The 21962-nt window shown below is 44.9% G+C and carries 15 protein-coding genes and 1 other RNA gene; 5 read left to right on the top strand and 11 right to left on the bottom strand.

All coding sequences use genetic code 11. The features are described 5' to 3' along the window. Positions 1-882: 882 nt before the first annotated feature. Together dld and MJ764_RS07060 are read right to left on the bottom strand one after the other, a co-directional pair. Positions 883-2580, bottom strand: a complete 1698-nt coding sequence (gene dld, locus MJ764_RS07065; RefSeq protein WP_239325904.1) for a D-lactate dehydrogenase — start codon at positions 2578-2580, stop codon at positions 883-885. Between the two features lie 102 nt (positions 2581-2682). Further along, positions 2683-4524 (bottom strand): ABC transporter ATP-binding protein, encoded by a 1842-nt coding sequence (locus tag MJ764_RS07060; protein WP_239325902.1) that lies wholly within the window; start codon positions 4522-4524, stop codon positions 2683-2685. Between the two features lie 143 nt (positions 4525-4667). Between MJ764_RS07060 and rnpB the strand changes: the two genes are divergently transcribed. From rnpB to MJ764_RS07040, 4 genes are all read left to right on the top strand, one after another. Next, positions 4668-5029: RNase P RNA component class A (rnpB, locus tag MJ764_RS07055), an RNA gene on the top strand. A gap of 348 nt (positions 5030-5377) precedes the next feature. Next, positions 5378-6688, top strand: a complete 1311-nt coding sequence (locus MJ764_RS07050; RefSeq protein ID WP_239325900.1) for an MFS transporter — start codon at positions 5378-5380, stop codon at positions 6686-6688. 216 nt (positions 6689-6904) lie between these two features. Continuing rightward, the gene (locus MJ764_RS07045) at positions 6905-7123 is read left to right on the top strand and encodes a hypothetical protein (protein ID WP_239325898.1); all 219 of its coding nucleotides are present in this window, start codon (positions 6905-6907) and stop codon (positions 7121-7123) included. Continuing rightward, positions 7120-8634 carry an LA2681 family HEPN domain-containing protein gene (locus MJ764_RS07040; RefSeq protein WP_239325896.1) on the top strand — a complete coding sequence of 505 codons (1515 nt, stop codon included), beginning with the start codon at positions 7120-7122 and terminating at the stop codon, positions 8632-8634. Before MJ764_RS07045 ends, MJ764_RS07040 begins: the two co-directional genes overlap by 4 nt. Before the next feature lie 118 nt (positions 8635-8752). Here the strand turns inward: MJ764_RS07040 and MJ764_RS07035 are convergent, their stop codons facing one another. The 3 genes from MJ764_RS07035 to MJ764_RS07025 all read right to left on the bottom strand — a co-directional run bounded on the left by MJ764_RS07035 (position 8753) and on the right by MJ764_RS07025 (position 12923). Continuing rightward, on the bottom strand, positions 8753-9880 hold the full coding sequence (locus tag MJ764_RS07035) for an acyltransferase family protein (RefSeq protein ID WP_239325894.1): 1128 nt from the start codon (positions 9878-9880) through the stop codon (positions 8753-8755). A 93-nt stretch (positions 9881-9973) separates the two neighbouring features. Beyond that, positions 9974-11755, bottom strand: a complete 1782-nt coding sequence (locus MJ764_RS07030) for an assimilatory sulfite reductase (NADPH) flavoprotein subunit (RefSeq protein ID WP_239325892.1) — start codon at positions 11753-11755, stop codon at positions 9974-9976. A gap of 190 nt (positions 11756-11945) precedes the next feature. Beyond that, positions 11946-12923, bottom strand: coding sequence for an L-lactate dehydrogenase (locus MJ764_RS07025; RefSeq protein WP_239325890.1), 978 nt, complete (start codon positions 12921-12923; stop codon positions 11946-11948). A 538-nt stretch (positions 12924-13461) separates the two neighbouring features. Between MJ764_RS07025 and MJ764_RS07020 the strand changes: the two genes are divergently transcribed. Continuing rightward, positions 13462-15591, top strand: a complete 2130-nt coding sequence (locus MJ764_RS07020) for a KAP family P-loop NTPase fold protein (protein ID WP_239325888.1) — start codon at positions 13462-13464, stop codon at positions 15589-15591. Positions 15592-15654: 63 nt separating this feature from the next. On the opposite strand, the gene MJ764_RS07015 is transcribed toward MJ764_RS07020, so the two are convergent. From MJ764_RS07015 to MJ764_RS06990, 6 genes are all read right to left on the bottom strand, one after another. Then, positions 15655-16350, bottom strand: a complete 696-nt coding sequence (locus tag MJ764_RS07015; protein ID WP_239325878.1) for a JAB domain-containing protein — start codon at positions 16348-16350, stop codon at positions 15655-15657. Positions 16351-16933: 583 nt separating this feature from the next. Next, positions 16934-17596 (bottom strand): helix-turn-helix domain-containing protein, encoded by a 663-nt coding sequence (locus tag MJ764_RS07010; RefSeq protein WP_239325876.1) that lies wholly within the window; start codon positions 17594-17596, stop codon positions 16934-16936. A 510-nt stretch (positions 17597-18106) separates the two neighbouring features. Next, complete coding sequence (locus tag MJ764_RS07005; RefSeq protein WP_239325874.1) at positions 18107-19402, bottom strand: sulfate adenylyltransferase subunit 1; 1296 nt, start codon at positions 19400-19402, stop codon at positions 18107-18109. Between the two features lie 7 nt (positions 19403-19409). Continuing rightward, entirely contained in the window at positions 19410-20012 is a 603-nt protein-coding gene (locus tag MJ764_RS07000; protein ID WP_239325872.1) for an RBBP9/YdeN family alpha/beta hydrolase, read from the bottom strand. Continuing rightward, on the bottom strand, positions 20012-20926 hold the full coding sequence (cysD, locus tag MJ764_RS06995) for a sulfate adenylyltransferase subunit CysD (protein ID WP_239325957.1): 915 nt from the start codon (positions 20924-20926) through the stop codon (positions 20012-20014). Before cysD ends, MJ764_RS07000 begins: the two co-directional genes overlap by 1 nt. Positions 20927-20988: 62 nt before the next feature. Next, positions 20989-21717, bottom strand: a complete 729-nt coding sequence (locus tag MJ764_RS06990; RefSeq protein ID WP_239325956.1) for a phosphoadenylyl-sulfate reductase — start codon at positions 21715-21717, stop codon at positions 20989-20991. Between the last annotated feature and the right edge of the window lie 245 nt (positions 21718-21962).

Genomic DNA, 21962 nt, shown 5'->3' with positions numbered 1-21962 from the left:
TTGCACTGTGTAACTCAGGATGTTACTGCCATGCGTACAGGCCATATATCCTGACGCAGCAGTACCTGCCTGATAGATAAATTAAAGCCTGCTGCGGCAGGCTATGGGTATATTATTGTACACGGATTTTAGCCAGATACTGTTACTTTATGCTGTATAACCACCAGCAATGGAAAGTATTAATATACCTATAGTGAAGTGGTGTCAGGATTTGAAGCTAAATATTAATGACAAACATGTAATACAGATTTAAACAGGTATTGCATTACCTGTTTGGATATACATTAGCGGCAGTAATAACTCAGCCACCTGCCTGCGCTACAACAGTATTAATGCTATACAGGCACACAGTAAACGGGATGATTGCTGTGCTCCAAAAAATTTCAATTTGAAATCTGCTGTTTATTTTCATTGCTGCTAATACCGGATTGGGTTGGCCATCACCGCCTGCTGATGATAAGGCTTTAAGACTTGCCCCACTACGCAACCATTCTGATAAGGAGTATAAACTTCATCAGTATTAAACAGGGTTATGCTCTAACCCACCGCAGCGACACGAATCACTTCGATGGCCTGCGTGGCATCCTGAGCAGAACCATGTCCATAAACTTAATCCTATGCAGCCTAAACCCAAAGCAGATACTCCCTGCCTTTGCCCAGATAACACTATTGCATGTTGCTCTCTCCTTCTGTCTGTTACGCCACAGGTGTAATCAAACACAGCATATTCCATGTATCCATATGGATTAAATAGCCATATTTTCAATTATCTATAATAGAAACTCACCAATCTGCTGCATGACAGCAAGCGTTGCCTCTGGATAAAATAACACCACCAGACATTGCTGAACGCTGGTGGTTTCGGTAGCAAAAGTTGTTAGATTAAGCCCAGTATTTCTTTTTCGAGGTTTTACCAATACCGGGATTAAAGCTATTGGTTGGGTCAAGCTGGCGATAGAATTTTTTCAGGGCTGGCTTGGCATGATATAAATGGCCAACATTATGTTCTGCCGGATACTGTGCGCCACGCTGATCCAGCAATACCAGCATTTCATCTTCAACCTTATTGCAGTCGGTACCTTTTTTGGCAATATAATCCTGATGGAAAACATGGCAGAAAAAGTGGCCATAATACATTTTATGAATAAAGTGCTGATTAATGCTTTGTGGCAATGTTTCGAACCAGTCGCTGTCATTGCGCCGCAAGGCCACATCCAGCGCAACAATGTTTTCTACCGTATCGCTATGCACATTGCGGTAGGTAGTAGCCGCGCCGGCTGCGGCAAAGCGATGCAGCATGGCGGCTTCGGCTTCTTTTTCATTACAGCGGAAATAACTGCCGGTTTTTTGCTCGAAAAAGGTTTGCAGAAATTCTTCTGCTTCGGCAATACCATCGTCAGCCATTTTCAAGATAAGGTGATGCTCGTAACGGTCGCGGTAGTCACGGATTGACTGAGGTAAGTGCTGAGGCAGGAATTTGCACATGAATACCGCAAAACGGTCTGAAAAATTCTTCGGGAAAAACGGAATTTTTGCCAACGTACGGTCGACAAAGTTCTTGAAAGCAAACAGGCGCGGCATGGCATCGGTACCGAACTTCTGAATGGCAACAAAAATATCCTTGCCATATACCGCAGCAATATCAAAAGCCTCGCGGTGCATATATTCGCCCGATACCGGCAGATTTTTGAATGTACTGAGAATATGACGGCGAATATCATCCAGCTCATGCGTATCATTGCTGCCGATATAGAAAACCGCAGAATTTTTTTCTAATGGGAAAGTATCCAGACGCACGGCAAATACCATCAGACGTCCGGCACTGCCGGAAGCTTCATAGTGGCGTGCCGGATCGGCATTAAAGCGCGCCGGCGTATCTGCATCAATCTCGCGCACATGGTCGCGGTATTCGTGGTCATGTCCCATGCCGGCATCGCGCTTGATGTCTTTATCACTGTAATGACCATTTTGCAGATTCTGCAAAATGGTTTCCGGGTCATCTCCCAGCTCAATGCCAAGATGATTAACCAGATGCAGCTGGCTGTTTTCATCAAGCTGAGCAAAAACAGCCATCTGGGTATAGGCAGGGCCGCGCTGGATAAGCGCACCGCCTGAATTGTTGCACACACCGCCCATAACCGATGCGCCGATACAGGATGAACCAATCACGGAATGCGGGCCACGCTGGTATTTTTTCAGCTCTTTTTCCAGACGATACAGGGTACTGCCCGGCAAACAGATTACCTGTTCGCCATTTTCAATCACCTGAATGCCATCCAGCCGGCGCGTGCTGACAATCACAATCGGCCGGTCATAATCGTTACCATCCGGAGTAGAACCACCGGTGAGGCCGGTATTGGCAGACTGGGTGATGACAATCACGTCGGCTTCCACACAGGCTTTTAATACACGCCACTGCTCAACCAGTGTACCCGGGAGCACCACAGCCATAGCATCGCCCACACCGAAACGGATGCCCTGCCGGTAAGGCAGGGTATGTGCCGGATCAGTAAGAGTATGTTCCTGTCCGACAATTGCCTGTAATGTATGAACGAGGCCTGTATGTATATTGACATCCATATTACTTCTCCTTTTTTATACAATTACTTATTTCTAATCAGCACAGGCTATTTTAGAACAGTTATATGTTAACGGGAAGAACTTTAACATGTGCAGTAACCATCAAGCCTCAGGCAGAAAACCACCACTTTGCCGTTGCCACAGCATGGCATAAACGCCATTTTTGGCCAGCAGCTCGCTATGTGTCCCCTGCTCGACAATCTGCCCCTTATCCATCACAATCAGCCGATCCATAGCTGCAATCGTAGACAAACGATGCGCAATGGCCACCACGGTTTTACCCTGCATCAGCCGGGTAAGATTTTCCTGAATGGCCGCTTCCACTTCTGAATCCAGCGCACTGGTGGCCTCATCCAAAAGCAGAATGGGAGCATCTTTCAGAATCACCCGCGCAATGGCAATGCGCTGACGCTGCCCGCCAGACAGCTTTACCCCGCGTTCGCCGACATGGGCATCATAGCCATGCCGTGCCTTGGCATCGCTCAATGCCGGAATAAAGCCATCAGCAGCAGCCTGTTGTGCTGCCTGTACCATCGCTTCTTCTGAGGCATCCGGGCGCCCATAGACAATATTGTCGCGCACAGAACGGTGCAGCAGAGATGTATCCTGCGTTACCAGCCCCAATGCCGCGCGCAGACTATCCTGCGTAACATCACGGATATCCTGACCATCAATCAGAATGCGCCCACCTTTTACATCATAAAAACGCAGCAGCAGATTGGTCAGCGTGGTTTTACCGGCACCACTGCGCCCTACCAGACCCACTTTTTCACCGGCACGGATATGCAGATTAAAGTCGCGCAACAGCGGTTTATCGTCGCTATAGGCAAAATTCACATGCTCAAAATCAATTGCGCCCTGATTAACCTTTAACGGCAGAGCTTTTGGCTTATCCACAATTGTATGGGGGCGGGACAGGATTTTCATGCCATCTTCCACCGTGCCGATATTCTCAAACAGGCGTGCACTTTCCCACATTACCCAGTGTGACAAGCCATTAATCCGCGACGCCATTGCCGTAGCGGTGGCAATCGCACCCACACCAACCTGCCCATTTATCCATAACCAGATACCCAGACCGGCGGAGCTGACCACCAGCAAAATATTAATCGCAGTACTCAGACTGTCGAGCAAAGTCGCCAGCCGCATCTGCGCGTTGACCGTCACCAGAAATTCCTGCATAGATGCCTTGGCGTAGGCAGCTTCACGTGCACTATGAGAAAACAGCTTTACCGTAGCAATATTGGTATAGGCATCAGTAATGCGGCCGGTCATCAGGCTGCGTGCATCCGCCTGCTGCTGAGCGGTTTTAGACAGTTTCGGAATCAAAAAGCGCAGTACCAGCACAAACAGCACAATCCACAGAACAAATGGCAATAATAACCAGCTATCCATACCAGCCAGAATAATGCCGCTGGTAACAAAATATACCAGTACATACACCAGCATATTGGCCACCGACATCACTGTATCGCGTACCGCCAGCGCCGTTTGCATTACTTTGGCAGAAACCCGTCCGGCAAATTCGTCCTGATAAAAACCCATACTCTGCCCGAGCATCAGGCGGTGAAAATTCCAGCGCAAGCGCATCGGAAAAGCACCTTGCAGAGTTTGAAACTGCACATTGGAAGACAGAAACGACCAGAAAATACTGAATATCATTACTGCCGCCATCAGAATCAGCTCATGCCCTTTTTCCGGCCACAATCTGTCTGGTGCATAGCCACCAAGCCAGTCGACCACCGTACCGAGAAACCGGAATACCAAAGCCTCCAGAATCCCCGTACCAATAGTCATAATTACCATCACCAGCAGCCAGAGGCGTGCGCCCTCCAGACAGCTCCAGATAAACGGCAGCACCCCCTTTCGCGACGGCTGCGGCAATGTTTCAGGATAAGCATCAATGCGGTTTTCAAACCAGCTTAAGAATCGGTTCAATAACATACTGCGTGGACTTTCTGCATAATTGAGCCATAACGGCCGCACAAACGATTATTGTAGCCAGAAAAATGATAAACGAAATCATTATACATAATCTGAAATATAAATCAGCTCTCTTTGGTTTGTGTTAAAATCCTGCCGGCACATCAGCATACCAGACAGTCGCTGTGCACAATATACGTGCATGGAGGAAAGTCCGGGCTCCACAGAGCAGAATGCCGGCTAACAGCCGGGCGTCGTGAGGCGACGGAAAGTGGAACAGAAAGCATAACCGCCGATGGCTGTGGTTTACCCATAGCACAGGTAAGGGTGAAATGGTGCGGTAAGAGCGCACCGTGCCGTTGGTAACAACGTGTAGCAGGCCAAACCCCATTCGGAGCAAGACCAAACAGAATGCGCTGACGCTGCTCGCCGAGCATTCGGGTAGGTTGCTTGAGCGGCACAGTAATGTGTCGCCCAGATGAATGACTGTCCCAGACAGAACCCGGCTTATCGGTTGTCTGATGTGCCCCCTAGCATTGCTGTTTATCCGTCTGGCGGTTTAAACTTGTGCCAGACTGGCACAGCCAGTTTGCTGTACAATCAGGCACAATAGATTACTTGGTAAGCGCTACCCGGTATCAGCCTTAAAATTCCTGTATACTAATTGTATAGCATACCAATCTGTTCACAACGATACCATGGACTGCTGCAAAAAATATGTTGGGGTTTACTAGCAGCATTAACCGGACAGTGTCATTAAGCTACACAAAATAAACTGTTTTTTACTTATAAATTGGCATCTTACAGTCTCTCTTCCTGTACATTGATAGCTGTTTGATGTCAGGCTTCGCTATTCTTATTCTTCGGTATCCGCATGCATACGCGCCAGTTTTTGTCTTTATATGGTTCCATTTTTTTCCTGTTTTCCGGTTATGGGCTGATTCTGAATTCCGCTGGGGTAAAGCCGTCCCAAATGGGGGTAAGCAATATCACCATTGGTATTCTGAATGCAGCCTTTTTTGTTGGTGGCACCATTTCTGCCATCGTGTCACACCGCATTATTTCGCGCGTAGGGCATATCCGCAGCTTCAGTGTGTTTGGTGCCCTGTTTGCCATAGCCGCCCTTGCCCATCTGATGGTGGAACAATTATGGATGTGGGGCATATTGCGTGCGGTACTGGGCTTTTCTCATTACAGCTTATTAATGGTGGTGGAAAGCTGGTTTACCGCACGCAGTGTCCCACAGACCCGCGCCAAAATTCTGGCGCTGTATGAAGTGGTGTATTACGTATCATCAGCGACCAGTGTATTGTTGCTGAGCCTGAATATGTCCAGTAACAATATCTTCACGCTGGCTGCCATTCTGGTAATCGCCGCCACATTGCCAGTAGGGCTGACACGCATGCAGCAACCGGAAATTCCCAAGCGCGAACGCATCAGCCTGCCGCATGTCCTTTCCATTGTCCCACTGGCATGGTTAGCCTGTTTTATGGCCGGGATTTTTATTAATGGCTTTTTCACCATGGGTTCCGTATTCATACTGAAACTGGGTTACAGCCTGCCTAAAGTATCCCTGTTTCTCGGCTCAGCGATGATTGGTGGTTTCACCATTCAATTGTTTATCGCCTGGCTGTCGAATAAATTCGGCCGTCCGCGCATTATTTTCGGCTGTGCCTGTGTAGCTGCGGTAGCCGCATTCTGTGGTATGCTGCTGCTATTAGTTATGCCGGGCAATATCTGGGCACAATGCGTGATTGCACTGGCTATCGGCTGTAGCGGTTTCCCATTGTATGCACTGGGGCTGGCGCGTGCCAACGATGTTTTACCCGCCAATATGAATACAGTAGAAGTGAATCGCTGTCTGCTGTTTGTGTATGGCTTGGGTTCACTGGTAGCACCGTTGCTTCTCGGTGCAGTGATGCAGCTGTTTAATCACTATGGCTTTTACAGCGTGTATGCCATTATTGCGACTGTTCTGGCGGTATATACCTTTATGCAGCCGGCCGTACCGATTTCGGAGCGCAGTGTTTATGTACCCGTATCCGGCAATGTTGGCCCGATAACTCCTGAACTTGACCCACGTAACAATGATGCTACTGATACCCCGTATGATGCCGACAGTGCTGAACAGCATGTTCAAGCCACCTTGCAGAATACCGAAAAGCAACAGCAAGCAGACAATTAGTTATTCCTGAAATAACACCCTGATACTGTATAAAAAAACTGCCCGGGATAGTGTAACTATTCCGGGCAGATAACGTTGAAGTACTTGAAACTATTCTTTAAGCCACGCAGAATGTGTTCATATGTACAATAATTGTATATGCAGCATGATTCACTTATTTCTATCAGACCTTTTCATAAATTGAAATATTAATATTGTTAAGGAACCATTTTATTAATGACAAAAACTGAGCTTAACGAATTCAATATTCTTGCTGATCAATACATTCTCTCTGGTGATCACGTTTCGTTAGATGCATTAGTTAAGCGTTTTACAGAACGGGATTTTAACTTTTCTCATCTCATTCATGAGGCCTATTATCTTTATATCCTTGGAAATTGTTATTCTGAGCTTTATAAAACTCGTAAAACTGAATGGTACTCAGAAGATTTGTGAAATCCGTGATTTTCTACAGAAAGGCTTTACATGCGCTTTCTAAAGCAGATTGGAGGGAACTCAAAGATAATATTTATGCATATAATAATCTTAGGTCTATGATAGAGACGAATTTAGCTAACCGCCTTTCATCACAAGGCAGAGCACTATGCTGCATTCCACACTATGATAAGGCTATTTCAATAGATGGCAACCCTGTAGCCATTATGGCCAAAGCTGATAACGAATTATTCTTGGCTAATTCATTATATGATAACGGACATTCAGAATATCATTATTTTATTGCCTATGAACTTACAAACAAAGGAATTGAAAATATTGAGCAACTATGTCCTGAACAAAGAATACCACTTCAAGAAAGAGGACGGTTATTTGAGTTTAAAAAATGGTTTGAAAAATTTTTTAAAACATCAGATTTTGATTATTTCAAAGAATATACCATCAAGCATACATCCAAAAAACAAAAGTTGTATTTTGAATGGTGTGCTAAAAACAGGCTCTTTCTTAATGATTTAAATGATGTATGTGATTATCCGATTGTATATGAGGATATTTTCGCATTTTCACCATTTATCCATTCAATTAATACTTCTCTTACCTTACATGAAGAATTAGTTTATCACGGTAATTATGATGAGCTAAAAAATGATTACTGTTATGCGCGGTATTTAATATATTCCTCAAAAGATATACCGAACAATGCTTCTCATATATACAATTCAACATATCAAAAAGTTGAAGATATGTCTCACTCAATTGATAATTTAAAAATTGCTCAGTATAAATCGGCATTCAGAACAATATATTCACTTTTCGATAAAATAGCATATCTAATTAGTCGGTTTTTCGATTTGAATGATTTAAAGCACGACAAAAAAATCAGTATTGATAATCTATTTCGTGATTTCACCAGTAAACATAATGAATGGAGACCACATAAAAAACTAAAAGATAGTGATAATCATTTTATTCATGCTTTATTTTACATATTGAAAGATATCCGTAAAGTTGGTAACTCCGACTCTGTAACAAAATGGTTAGACCCAAATGCAGTAGCATTTGCAGAAATTAGAAATGCTATGGAACATCGTTCATTAAAGATAGTTGATGATTTTGGCTATGAACTTGTAACATCGGGGAATACATACAGGAATACAGAATTTATTAAAACAAAAGAAAAAAAGAATATATTATCAAATGAAATTAGAGAACTTGAATTAAAGCTTAAACAAGCTATAAATAAGAACAATCCTTTAGTGACTAAACAACTTCAAAAGCAAATTGATAACCTAAATTCAACATTAACGTACCTGAAATCAATTATCTATGAAAAAGAAAAACTATCTTCTCATTCACTGTTAATACCAATCAGTCAATTTGAATCTAGGCTCATGCAACTAATTAAATTAGCTAGAAATTCAATAATTTATTTATCACTAGCTATATATCTTGAAGAGCGTAGACGACCAAAGGAAGAGCTATGCATAACAAGAGAAGTTCCACTAAAATGAATATATATTTGTTTGCAGATTATTATGTTTAAATTTCTCTGTTTTTGACAGTTAAAACATTCTAAAAACAATACCTTTTTACCCACATGAAGCTACTACAGAAATAATTTTCTTCTATTCAAATATGCCGTTTACTTCTACCCAACTGCATAAAAGGTTGCTCAATAAACCGATAGGTTAAGGTGCATATCAGCATTAAACCAATCAATACCACAGTAGCAAGCAGGGTATATTCGGCCTTATTCAGATTGATTGCAGTTAGCTGAATCACTTGATTCAAACAGAACCACCCAATGCCGTGTAACAAATAAATGCTGTAACTGGCATCCCCAAGCCGGACAAAGGCTTTCAGCCGGAGCAGTCCAAATATATCGCCGCCCAGCGCTATCAGGATAAACAGCAAGGCAAATAGGGGCAGGAAGTTGATGTGGTAGCGGCCAGTGGTGATGCTGAAAATCAGCACCAATAACAGCACAATTGCGCTATCACACAGCTTTTTCGGTATTTGTACCGATGCTGGCACTATTCTGGCCAGTGCGCCCACGGCAAAGCAGGCGATGAAATAGGCTTTTTGCTGATTAAACGGGGCGACACAATAGACGGCGATAAATAACACGCTGATTGCCAGCGGTAGCTGGCCGGTTTTCTGGCGTACAAAGCACAACAGCGGCAGGGAAAAGTAAAAAGCCCATTCCCAGTATAATGTCCACGCTACACCAGCATTAATCAGCCGTGCATCCCGCATGCCAAACAATGGCGGTTTGACACCGGTAATGCCGGCATCAAACCAGTAATACAGGTTTAGCAGCATATCGCGGCTTACCAGTGTATGCTGTTGCAGATACAGTGCCAGCAGCACACAACAGCATGAAGACAAATAAAATATCGGGGCAATGCGCAAGAAGCGTTTCAGATAAAAATGTAGCCACGATGCCGGGCTGGATTGGGCAAACAGATAGCCTGAGAGCATGAAAAACAGGGTAACGCCGAATACGCCCATGCGCAGGTTGAGCGGGTTATGCGCAAATACAGCCGGTGTCCATGACTGGCCATGCAGATAATAATAGCTGTAAACATAATGATGCATGGCTACGCTGAATGCCAGCAGAAAGCGCAGGCCATCCAGCCGCTCTATCCGCCGGCTGCCGGGATTATCCATAAATACAAACAGCCGCGAACTGAATACCGCCCAGCACAGCAGTAATAATCCCAGTATCCAGCCAAACATCTGATATGATTCAAGCATAATCCCTGCAAACGGGCAAAGGTTGGACACAAGCCGATATTAATCGGTCTGGTCAGGGTTTGTGAATCTCGTTTCCATCATAATGCATGGCGGTTAATACACATCCCGCTGATAACGCTGCTGCTGCCGCAGCTCACTCAGGTAGTCATCGGCATCTTCAAGGCTAAGCTGGCCGTGAGTGGCCACGATATCCAGCAATGCCTGCTCAACATCATGTGCCATTTTGCTGGCATCGCCGCAAACATAAATATGTGCTCCGCGCTGTAGCCATGCCCAGATATCCGCGGCCTGTTCACGCAATTTATGCTGCACATAAACTTTTTCGTTGCCCTGCCGGCTCCAGGCAAAGTCGTAACGAGTCAATAACCCGCTTCTGCGGTATTGCAACCATTCAGCCTGATAGAGAAAATCATCGGTAAATTTCTGATTACCGAAAACCAGCCAGTTTTCGCCTGCGTCGCCATTGGCATCACGCTGCTGCATAAATGCGCGAAACGGGGCAATGCCGGTGCCAGCACCAATCATAATGATAGGCGTATTACCATCTTCGGGTAAGCGGAATCGGTGATTTTCTTCCACAAATACCCGTACCGCCTCACTTTCCTGCAAATATTCACCAAGAAAACCGGAAGCACCGCCGGTATATTGCCGGCCACGCTGGCTAAAGCGCACAACGCCCACCGTTAAATGAACTTCTTCCCCAACCTCGTCCTGACTGGAGGCAATGGAATACAGGCGTGGTGTCAGCGGGCGGAAGAGGTCATGCAGTGTCTGCGCACTGAGTAGCTGCGGATAGGTGGCCAATACGCTTACCGGCGGTGTAGTGGCGATAAACTGTTGCAAGGCAGCAGCATCGGCAATGATGCCATCCAGTTCGGCAATATGTGCCTGCTGCGCATAAGTCTTTATCAAAGCTGGTGTGGTCTGCGTAATATCCAGCTCGTTTTGTAATGCCTGTTCAATAGTCACCTCGCGGCCATCGGCCAGATGCACCGGTGCATCCTTATCCACCTGCGTATGTTGCAGAATTTCGCTGACCAGCGCTGGGGCATTCTGATAAAACACACCCAATGCATCACCGGGCTGATAGCGGATACCGGAACCGGCCAAATCAATTTCAATGTGTTCAACGTCTTTGCCGGCATTGAGCGTTGTAATTCTCTGCCGTACACTCAGGCTGGCCGTGAAAGGGGCTTCTTTAGTAAATACCGCCGTCTGGGCGGCAACCACACTTTGCTGTACCTCATTACTCACACCGGCATGACTGCTATTTAATGCGCTAATCAGGGCAACAATTTTATCCTGCCACGCTGCTGCGCTGCTTTGATAGTCAACATCGCAATCTACCCGCTCGGCAAGACGCTGTGCGCCCAGTTGTGCCAGTTGGTGGTCAAAATCTTTACCACACTGACAAAATTGCGGATAGCTGCTATCGCCCAGCCCCAGTACGGCAAAATGAAGCTGATTAAGTGCGGGGGCTTTTTTACCGAACAGATATTTATACAGCGGTAAGACTTCTTCCGGCGGTTCACCCTCCCCCTGAGTGGAAGTAACCAGCAGCAGAATATCTTCACTGGCAAGCTGCTTGCTTTTGTAGTCGCCACCGGCACAGAGGGTAGCATTAATGCCCGCAGCTTCAAGTTTCAGTTGCAGGCTTTCTGCCACACGGCGGGCATTGCCGGTTTGTGAGGCGGATAAAACCAGTACTTTACGTGCCACAACTGCTGCGGCAGCACTGGCTACAGGGACGGCTACCGGAGCAGCAGCATTTCCCTGCTGGCTGGTTGCCCATGCATAGCCAGATAGCCATGCTAGCTGCGTGGGCGATAGCTGCGCGAGTGATTGCAGCAATTCGGGGGATAGAGGTATGGTCATGGCTTGTGCTCGATAAAATTATGATTAATTTCATTTACAGGCTGCTAAAAACAATTCAGCCATACTAGCAAGCACAAAGATTTTTGAGAAAGAAATGGCGCTTATTTAGTTAGAAGCGACAAGCATATGTAAAAAGGCAGCCGGCGTGCTGCCCAGAAACGCATAGTCTGACTTCTCCAGACTGTCGTGCTTAACGTTGTATACCGATTTCGGCAAAGGTATTGCGCATCACTTCATCCAGTTGGCTGGCTGAGGCACGCATTAAGCCCTGCTCTTTTTCATTCAGCGGTATTTCAATTACCTGCCGCACACCATGCCGGTTGAGCACGGCCGGCGTACCAATATACATATCCTGAACACCATACTGGCCGTTCAGATAGGCGGAAACAGGCAAAATGGTGTTTTCATCGTCCAGCAGCGCACGACAGATACGCGCCAGCGCCGCGCCGACACCATAATAAGTTGCCCCCTTGAGGCGGATAATATCGTAAGCAGCATTAACTACACGGTTGGCAATATTATCCAAATCGGCTTCGGTAAAGCGCGGGTCATTTTTAATCCATTCTTCCATAGTCAAACCGCCTACACTCAGGTGTGACCAAGCCGGAAATTCGGTATCGCCATGTTCACCAAGAATATAACCACTCACAGTACGCGGGTCGACATCAAACAGATAGCCTACATATTTACATAAACGGGCAGAATCCAGCGAGGTGCCGGAACCGATTACCCGTTCTGCCGGAAAACCGGATAGTTTCCATGTGGCATAGGTAAGAATATCCACCGGATTGGACGCCACCAGAAAAATACCATTAAAGCCGGATTCCACGATACGAGTTACGATACTTTTAATGATATGCAAGTTGCGGTTAACCAAATCCAGACGCGATTCACCCGGCTTCTGTGCTGCACCAGCGGTAATCACCACGATATCAGCATCGGCAGCATCGCTGTAATCGCCAGCGTAAATGTTTTTCGGGTAGGTAAACAGTAAGGCATCGGCGATATCTTTGGCATCACCATGTGCCTTGTCCCGGGCAACGTCGACAATCACCAGCTCCTGACCGATACCTTGAAGAGTAGCTGCATAAGCAAAAGTAGAACCAACAGCACCGGCACCAACCAGCACAATTTTCTGATGGTTTTTAGCATTAGTGGGCTGCAACATAATTCAACCTCATTTCTATGGATAAATGCAAATCTACGCGAATTTATGCATAAATTGTAACAGGTTCACACATGCCAATTTTTTAATTTATTAATATTCATCTTTGATTACATATTTTGGTAAATAATGTATATAAATATCCTTTTGTATGGAATTTTTTTATTTTATTTATTTTTATGTTTAATTTTGAATGATTTTTTACCATACCAAAAACAGAGCCACCAACAGGCTGATTATTCTGCGAGGCATGTGCTTAAATGGCAAACAATATTCACATCAGCCAAGCTGACAACTGCACTATATTGATACGGGCTAGCGAGGGTTTTAAATAAAATCCCCTGACCTGCCGTTCCACTGTGCAAGGTGCGTAAGGGTGGTATTTGACTGGTTTGTGATGGCTTTGTCAGAGAAAAAATTTTTATATATCTGGTATTTCAATTAAATTAAAGCAACATATATAATTTAAAAATGACTAAAATAAGTTAAGTTAAGAATAATTATAGTTAACCCATCAAACAATTATGGAGGTGATACCAATATGACCAATAGACAATTTTCTGCTGATGCTCCGCTTAAGTCAAAAGAAGAAGATAAATTTTCTCGATGGAAATTTGCAGAAAGAGTTGCACAGGTGATAGCGAAAAGAGAGGATCAAAGTGGTCTTGTGATTGGGCTATATGGGGTATGGGGGGATGGAAAAACTTCTGTTCTTAACTTTATAGAGGAATCTCTTAAATTTGAAAAGAAAGTTATTTGCATCAAGTTTAATCCATGGCGTTACGGTACTGAAGATGATTTATTAAAAGGTTTCTTTTTTACCATTGCGGAGGCATTAGATACTAAATTAATTACAGGTAAAGACAAGCTCAAGGATATTGTAAAAAGAGCAGCACCGCCTGCTGCGTCAATTGTAAACATGGGGGGAGCAGGTAATATTATCAGTTCTTTTATAACAACTATTGATACAGATGAATTGAAAAAGAGAATTGAAGCTGCATTAGAAAAAGCCCAAAAGCGAGTTCTTATTTTAATTGATGATGTGGATAGATTGGATAAGGCAGAAATCCAATTATTATTTAAAATTGTTAAATTAATCGCTGATTTTAAATATACAGCCTATATTTTAGCCTTTGATAAAGATATTGTGGCTTCAGCATTACAAGAGAAATATACGGGTGCTAATCATCATGCAGGTGAAGCATTTCTAGAGAAAATCATCCAAATACCATTACATCTACCTGTAATAGATAAGGAAGTTTTGCAACAATTTTGTTTTAATGATATCAATCGTGCTTTATTTGTGGCTAATATTAAGTTTACTGATCAACAATTTCAAGAGTTTCAGCGATGTTTTATTGGCTTTAATGAACAATTATGTACGCCTCGCAGAGCTAAACTCTATGGTAATGCGTTGTTATTTTCTCTTCCTCTATTAAAAGGAGAAGTTAATCCTGTTGATTTAATGCTTATTGAGGGAATTAGAATTTTTTATCCATCTTTATATGAAGCCATTAGAAACCATAAGGAATTTTTTACTGGAATACTTCAGCAAGGAAATACTGAATCAGTAAGAAAGAAAATAAAAGATATTGTTAACACTGCACTTGATTTACAACAGAATATTAATAAAGAAAATATTATCGAATTATTACTAAAATTATTTCCTAAATTAAATCAAGCATATAGCTATGCGGTTTATGATTCAGATTATCCAAAAATCTGGGATAAGGCTCAACGTATTTGTTCAGAAAAGTATTTTTCAAGATATTTTTTGTATTCAATTCCAAATGATGAAGTTGCTAATTTGTCAATATCTTCTTTATTATCAAATTTAGCGTCTTGGCAATACCCTTTTAATGAAGATAAAAACCCATTAAATGATTTAATAAATACTGATAATGCAGGCAATATTATTCAAAAATTGAGGAATAAAGCCAAAAGTATTTCAAGTAACTTTGCTTATCCATTAACAATTGCAATAGCCCAAAAAAGTGAATTAATGCCTAATCCTGAAAGAATAGACTTTTGGCTAACAACGTTAGAACAATCCGCTATGTTATCAAGTGATTTAATTCAAAATGTTGAACAAAATAAAAGAGCAGAATTAGTTTTTAAATGTTTTGATATTGCTTCTTCTCTTGCGTTCAAAGTAACACTTTTCTACCGGTTGAGAAGAGAGGATAAAGAAAGACCAGAAAATGAATATTTTTCAGAAGAATGTATCAATCAATTTGGCAGATATTTAGGTAGAAATATTTTAGAAAAACATATAGCTCAAGGTGAAGATATCACTATAAATTATTCTAGGGTTTTATTTGATATCTTTAATATATTACATAAATATGTAAACAATCAATGTGTTAATGATTATGTTAAGCAATTAATTGCTCAAGACCCTACAGCCATTATACGTTTGCTTACCGCATATACGCCAACAGCATGGGGCACGACAGGTAAATATAAGGCTGATTTTACAAGGGAACATTATGATAGTTTAGCTGAAAAAATAGATGTGTTTGCTTTTATTAAAAGCATTGAAGATAATTTTTCTCATTTGCTTGATATACCAGATGATTATCCAAGTAGATACGAGCAAGAAAATCTAAATGAGGGGGAGCTGTTTATACAACAGTTTTTGTGGCTACATAATCATCCTGAAAAGGGTTAATCACTGGAATAAATAATAAAGCCGCAAGCTGGCTTGCGGTTTACCATTTTATTTGTGGTTACATCATTCCGTTTTATTAATCAATCTCTCCATCGCTTTAGGCGTGATTTCTAAAATCTTGGCAATATCTTCAGTTGGTACGCCTTTATCTAATAAAGCAGTTACCGTTGCCCGCATAAGTTTTTCTCGTTTTTCTCTTTCAGCTTTAGTCTTGCTCTTTTCAACCGCCAGTTGTTCTTTGGCGATTTTCTTCTCTTCTTTGCGTATCCGTTCAACCACTTGGTAAGGCGGTACATATTTCAGGCTTTGTTCGAGCTCTTCCATCAGTCTGATGGTGCGAAAGCTGATGTAGCTTCTGGGGGTGATAATCAGGTGGTCGGTAAGCTCGATATTTAAAATGCGGGCAACCTGAATTAAGCGGTCGGTGGTGTCTTTATCGTCCTCAGAAGGGGTTAGCGAGCCGGATGGATGGTTATGTACGATAATCACGCGTGAAGCGTTTTTCATCACGGCTACGCGAAACACGTTCATGGGCTCGATGTTGACTGCTTTATAGGTGCCGAGCGCAATCAGTTCGATATACAGGATATAACCGCACTGATTCATGCCGATGATCCAAAAATGTTCTTTTTCTTGGTCAATTTTGTTTTCACGCAATAATACGCGCTGCATGATGCTGTATACGTCGTCTGTGCTTTGGATATAGCGTTTGTCATTCTTGGCCAGTTTAATATCCATCTTTTCCCTTTGTGAAATCAATTAAATCTGATGTAGTTAATCCATACCGGTAATTGGCGTTGATAATGAATGTTTGTTTTGAAGTGGTAACATTTTTTAAACCATAAATTTAAGGGGTGGCTGGTTGCTTAATCCAACGGAAGGCAGATAGCCTGACGATGCATGCAATTGTTTATGATTATACCAATAAATACAAGCTGCGCAGGTGTGTTGTGATGCACGTGGGGTGATGAATTTTCTTGTTTATCTACGTTGTTTTAATGGTTTTAAATGTTGCTTCTGCCTCTGTAGTGTCATACGGATATCCTTTGCCGTATATATGGCATGGGTAATTCTATTGTTTATAAATGGCGGGAAAATACGGCGCGCTGGATATATCCGCTATCAGATGTTTACTGGAGCTGTGGGGAGGATTGCTGACTTTGAGTTTCTGCTATTTTATGGGGTAATTTCCATCAGGAAACTGGTTTAGGTTATACGCGGTTTCGGTATGATGAGTCTGGCTGTAGCCAGTTTAGCCAGCCATACCCGATAGAATTAGCTGAGTGCATTAATTTCTATCAGAGTCTGGCTGGCTGCAATGGCATGTGGTACTAAAGCTGTTTTACAGTCCTACGGCATAATAGAATACGCGGCCAACTATAGCTATATGTTTAACCGATACGTATTCATCCTGATACTCTGCTTTGTTATAGGCATGCAGGCGTACTTCATCGTAAGGCATGGAATACAGCTTTCTGATGCGATACTGGTGATTCTGTTTAATCAGATACAGATTGCCGTCAATTATATTGGTACGGTTTAAATCTACGGCAAAAATTGTTCCGTGCGGAATGATGGGATCCATGCTGTTATCTCTCACTGGAAAACACACCACCATCTCGGGTCTGATTTTTTTGCGCTCCAGAAGCTCGGTACTCAGGCTGATTTTTTTGCAATGCTGCCCGTGTGGCTGTTTTGAGTGTACGTAGCCGGCCATTTCAATCGATGAATACAGGCATACTTGTGTCTCATCCTGATTGTACGGTGCGGTGTTTATTACAGCAGGTACGTTGGTAATCTGTATCGGAAATGGATTGCCACGACCTTCACGTAACCACGTTAAATTGACACTCAATATGTTGGCAAGTATATCCAGACTTTTGGGTTCGTAATGGCCACATTCCCATTTGAATACGGCAGTTTTGGAAACGCCCATTTTATCGGCAACCTGTTGTTGTGACAGGCCAATACGCTGCCGAGCCTGTTTAATGCGATCACTTAACATCTGTTATTTCCCGATTAAAAGACAATAGAATATTAACTTAATTTCTGTTATGTTTTGTTTATAAATATAGTTACTGTCAATATATAATTTGACAATTTTTCTGCTTATTCTTTGTAATATTTACATTATTTACGTTATAAACAATAATCTTAGCTTGATAAGCTATGATGGAATTTATACAACACATAGAGGTTATAGCAATATAACCTCTATTAAATTAATGTTCACACATTATTCTTATTTGTTGTTTACATACAATTTATACCTATGCATTTATGCTCACTTCTAAGGCTTGTTCTGTGAATAATCTTTAAACAAATGTTTACGTTATATGTATGCTTCGGTATATGTTTTAATCAGTAGTTAGCTGAAAGCATCTGTACATGCTGCTGGGGATAATAATGAATAACTGTACACTGCCAGTGTGAAATCAGGCTGGCAGTGTATATGAGAGGGATAATTATCTGCGCCGGAGTTGTCAGGCTACAGAGATGGTACTTGAATGCGGTTTTAGGCCAGTGAGGCAATCATGCCGGCGGCAACGGTGTGATTGGTGGCTTCGTCAATCAGGATAAAGGCACCGGTGGCCGGATTGGCTTGGTAGGTAGTGGCTACTATTGGTTTCTGCACGCTGAGCTGTATGCGGCCGATATCATTCAGTTGCAGGCTGTCGCTGTCTTGGCGGTGATTCAGGCTTTGTACATCCAGTAGGTAATCAATCTGCCTGATTTTGGTATAAACGGTCTGTGTGCTATGTTTGAGCCAGTAGCGTCGGGCAGAATTCAATGGCTTGCTGTCAAACCAGCATATTGAGGCGCTGAGATTTTTGACTGGTTGCAATGTGCTGTCTGCGGCAACGATGCTGTCGCCACGTGATACATCTATATCATCAGCCAGTACTATGGTCAGCACGGTACCTGCCTGTGCCTGCTCCACCTGACCGGCCGGGGTATAAATGGCGGCAATGGTGCTGGTCTGGCCGGCCGGTTCGATGCGCACACTGTCGCCCACGCGCAGGCAGCCTTGTTCCAGCCGCCCCTGATACCCACGAAAATCATCGGCACTGCTGCCATCCAGCCGCGCGACGCGCTGTACTGGAAATAGTGCCGGTGCAGCTAAGAGCTGGCTGTTGCGGCTGGCCACGGGCAGGCTTTCCAGCAGTCGCAACAATGGCTGCCCCTGATACCACGGCATATGTGCGCTGGCGGTTACGATGTTGTCGCCATTGAGGGCGGAGATGGGTACGTAGTTAATATGGTGCAAATCCAGTGCGGTAGCCAGTTTGTTATAGGCACGTTTGATGGCGTTGAATTTTTCTTCGCTGTAGTCGAGTAAATCCAGTTTGTTCACGGCCACGATGATGTGTGCTGTTCCGAGCAGTTTGAGGATGGCACTGTGGCGCCGGGTTTGCGGTAATAAGGCCGGTGTGTGTGCGCTGTAATCCAGCCGGGTGGCGTCTATCAGGATAATGGCGGCATCGGCGGTTGAGGCGCCGGTCACCATATTGCGGGTGTATTGTTCATGCCCGGGGGTGTCGGCAATGATGAATTTGCGTGCCGGGGTGGCAAAATAACGGTAGGCTACGTCGATGGTTATGCCCTGCTCGCGCTCGGCCGCCAGCCCGTCGGTGAGCTGGGCAAAATCGGGAACGCCATCGGCGGTACGTTTGTGTTTGCCGTGATACAGCGCGGCCACTTGATCGGCCAGTAATGACTGGCTGTCAAACAGCAGGCGTCCTATCAGGGTAGATTTGCCATCATCCACGCTGCCGGCAGTTATAAAACGCAATACGGAATCGGTGCTCATCGGTGTCTCACTTTTGTGGGGTTGCTGCCTGCGCCAGCATCTGTTGCAGGCTCTGCCAGACGGGTGCTAATTCGCTGAATCCGTCTTCGGCCATTAGGTGGCCGCCAGACGGTACATAATCGATGCTGCTATGCAATGCATGGGCGATGGTGCTGCTGGCGGCTTCGGGAACATAGGGGTCATTGGTGGAAATAATGCTGTGTACCGGCATGCTGATGTGCTGCAAAACGGTGAAATCGGGCTGGCTGGCATGGATATAGTCATCCAGTATTGTTAATTTGGGCAGATGGGTGGCAAAGCCGGCCGCCAGTATGAGCCCGCCCAGCCGTGCCGGCCGGTGCCGGCTGAGAAAGTGCAGCAAGGTGATGACACCAAGGCTGTGGCCAATCAGAAAGGTGTTTGCTTGGGGCTGGCCGATAATTTTATCCAGTGTCTGCTGCCACTCTGCGGCCTGTGGATAGTCTGGTGCGGGCATGGCCGGCTGGGTTACGGTGACACCGGCAGCGCGTGCCTGTGTGGCCAGCCAGTCAAACCAGTTATCATGCGGGCTACTTTGAAAGCCGTGCACGATAAATATATGTGGTGTTGCTGTGGTTGGTGTTTTGGCCATCAGAAATAACCTGCTTTCTTGCGCTCTTCCATTGCTGCTTCTGATACTTGATCATCCATGCGGGTGGCGTTGCGCTCGGAAATGGTGGTTTGTGCGGTTTCGGCTATGATTTCTGCTGCGGTGGCCGCTACGCTGGCTACGGGGCAGGTGCAGGAAATATCGCCTACGGTACGGAAGCGTACGCTGCGGATTACGCTCACTTCGTTTTCTTTTTTCGGTGTCAGCTCGGTTACTGGTACCAGCATATTGCCGCGTTCTACGACTTCTCGCTGGTGCGCATAGTAAATCGGTGGCAAGGCAAGCTGTTCGCGCGCGATGTATTGCCAGATATCGAGTTCTGTCCAGTTGGAAATCGGGAATACGCGCATGTTCTCACCCGGGTGCAGGCGGGTATTGTATAAATCCCATAATTCCGGCCGCTGGTTTTTGGGATCCCACTGCCCAAATTCATCGCGAAAGGAGAAAATCCGCTCTTTGGCACGGGCTTTTTCCTCATCCCGCCGCGCGCCGCCCATTAATGCATCAAAGCCATTGGCTTCGATGGTTTCCAGCAGGGTGATGGCCTGTGCGGCATTGCGTGAATCGGTAGCACGGCGCAGGGTTACACTGCCACGGCGGATAGAATCTTCTACGCTGCCAACAATCAGCCGTGCGCCCAACTGTTGTACGGTGGTATCGCGAAAAGCGATGACTTCGGGATAGTTGTGTCCGGTATCTATATGTACCAGTGTCAGCGGTAATTGTAGGCTGTGTCCGGGAATCTGAAACGCTTTGACGGCCAGTGCCAGCAGTACTACTGAATCTTTGCCGCCGGAAAACAGTAACGCCGGATTGCGCGCTTCGGCCACTACTTCGCGGATGATGTAAATTGATTCGGCTTCCAGCCAGTCCAGATGTTTGTCTTGAATACTCATGATGTTTCCGTTATGGCTGCCAAGCATGTCGGCCATGCCTGCAACACTGGGTTGATTTCTGCCTATTTGTGCAAACCACATTCTTTACTATCCTGACTTTCCCACCACCAGCGTCCGGCACGAATGTCTTCTCCGGCTTTTACGGGACGGGTGCAGGGCTCACAGCCAATACTTGGATAGCCTTGCTGGTACAGCTCGTTTACTGGTAACTGCTGCATCTGGGCATACGCCCATACTTCGGTTTCCAGCCAGTCGGCCAGTGGATTGTATTTGGCGATGCCATGCGCTTTATCCTGCTCTGCCAGTGCTAACGCTGTGCGTGTAGTTGATTGCTCCCGCCGCTGTCCGGTTATCCAGGCATCGGCCTTGCTCAGGGCGCGGCCAAGCGGTTCGATTTTGCGGATATGGCAGCATTCACGCCGCAGGGCAACGCTGTCATAAAAAGCCTGTTTGCCATGGGCGGCTACATAGGCATCAACGGCTTCTTCATCCGGCCGGTATTCGGCAATGCGGATACCCCAATGTTCATAGGCGGCACGCAGCAGGTTCTGTGTTTCGTTATTGAGTGCGCCGGTATTGAGGGTAAATACTTCGATTGGTAGCTGCTCGCGCACAATGACATCGGTAATGACCATGTCCTCAACCGCCAGACTGGAGGCAAATTTAATATGCTGATGCTGCTGTACAATCTGCTGTAAACGTGTCTGCAACTGGGCGGTTAAGGCCGGCAGGCGTTTGGTGGCGGCCGCATCATGCGGTGGTGTCCACAGGCGGGGGCGCAACATGGTTATGACTATCCTGAATGTACAATTTGTTAATGACTGCAACTGTTTAAGCAGATTACTGTCTGAATCACATGGATAGTAGCAAGCGCAGGCAACGGCAAGGAAAGAATAAAAATTTCTTTCTTTATAACTAAATCCCCAGTCTGTGCATGGCCATGGCAGATATAACTGCCAACGCTTTGGTTAGAAAAATTGCTTCTTTTTCAGGCGGGCACTGGTGCTTATAAGATGGCATACTAAATACAAAGATA

The organism is Snodgrassella gandavensis (assembly GCF_914768025.1).
Lineage (GTDB): Bacteria > Pseudomonadota > Gammaproteobacteria > Burkholderiales > Neisseriaceae > Snodgrassella > Snodgrassella gandavensis.
The sequence above is the reverse complement of the archived record's forward strand: the minus strand, read 5'-3'. Positions and strand labels throughout refer to the sequence as shown.

What these genes read in the sequence shown, in the direction of transcription:
- dld (WP_239325904.1), bottom strand. Translation starts at nt 2,580, where the DNA reads ATGGATGTCAATATACATACAGGCCTCGTTCATACATTACAGGCAATT.
- MJ764_RS07060 (WP_239325902.1), bottom strand. Translation starts at nt 4,524, where the DNA reads ATGTTATTGAACCGATTCTTAAGCTGGTTTGAAAACCGCATTGATGCT.
- MJ764_RS07050 (WP_239325900.1), top strand. Translation starts at nt 5,378, where the DNA reads ATGCATACGCGCCAGTTTTTGTCTTTATATGGTTCCATTTTTTTCCTG.
- MJ764_RS07045 (WP_239325898.1), top strand. Translation starts at nt 6,905, where the DNA reads ATGACAAAAACTGAGCTTAACGAATTCAATATTCTTGCTGATCAATAC.
- MJ764_RS07035 (WP_239325894.1), bottom strand. Translation starts at nt 9,880, where the DNA reads ATGCTTGAATCATATCAGATGTTTGGCTGGATACTGGGATTATTACTG.
- MJ764_RS07030 (WP_239325892.1), bottom strand. Translation starts at nt 11,755, where the DNA reads ATGACCATACCTCTATCCCCCGAATTGCTGCAATCACTCGCGCAGCTA.
- MJ764_RS07025 (WP_239325890.1), bottom strand. Translation starts at nt 12,923, where the DNA reads ATGTTGCAGCCCACTAATGCTAAAAACCATCAGAAAATTGTGCTGGTT.
- MJ764_RS07020 (WP_239325888.1), top strand. Translation starts at nt 13,462, where the DNA reads ATGACCAATAGACAATTTTCTGCTGATGCTCCGCTTAAGTCAAAAGAA.
- MJ764_RS07010 (WP_239325876.1), bottom strand. Translation starts at nt 17,596, where the DNA reads ATGTTAAGTGATCGCATTAAACAGGCTCGGCAGCGTATTGGCCTGTCA.
- MJ764_RS07005 (WP_239325874.1), bottom strand. Translation starts at nt 19,402, where the DNA reads ATGAGCACCGATTCCGTATTGCGTTTTATAACTGCCGGCAGCGTGGAT.
- MJ764_RS07000 (WP_239325872.1), bottom strand. Translation starts at nt 20,012, where the DNA reads ATGGCCAAAACACCAACCACAGCAACACCACATATATTTATCGTGCAC.
- cysD (WP_239325957.1), bottom strand. Translation starts at nt 20,926, where the DNA reads ATGAGTATTCAAGACAAACATCTGGACTGGCTGGAAGCCGAATCAATT.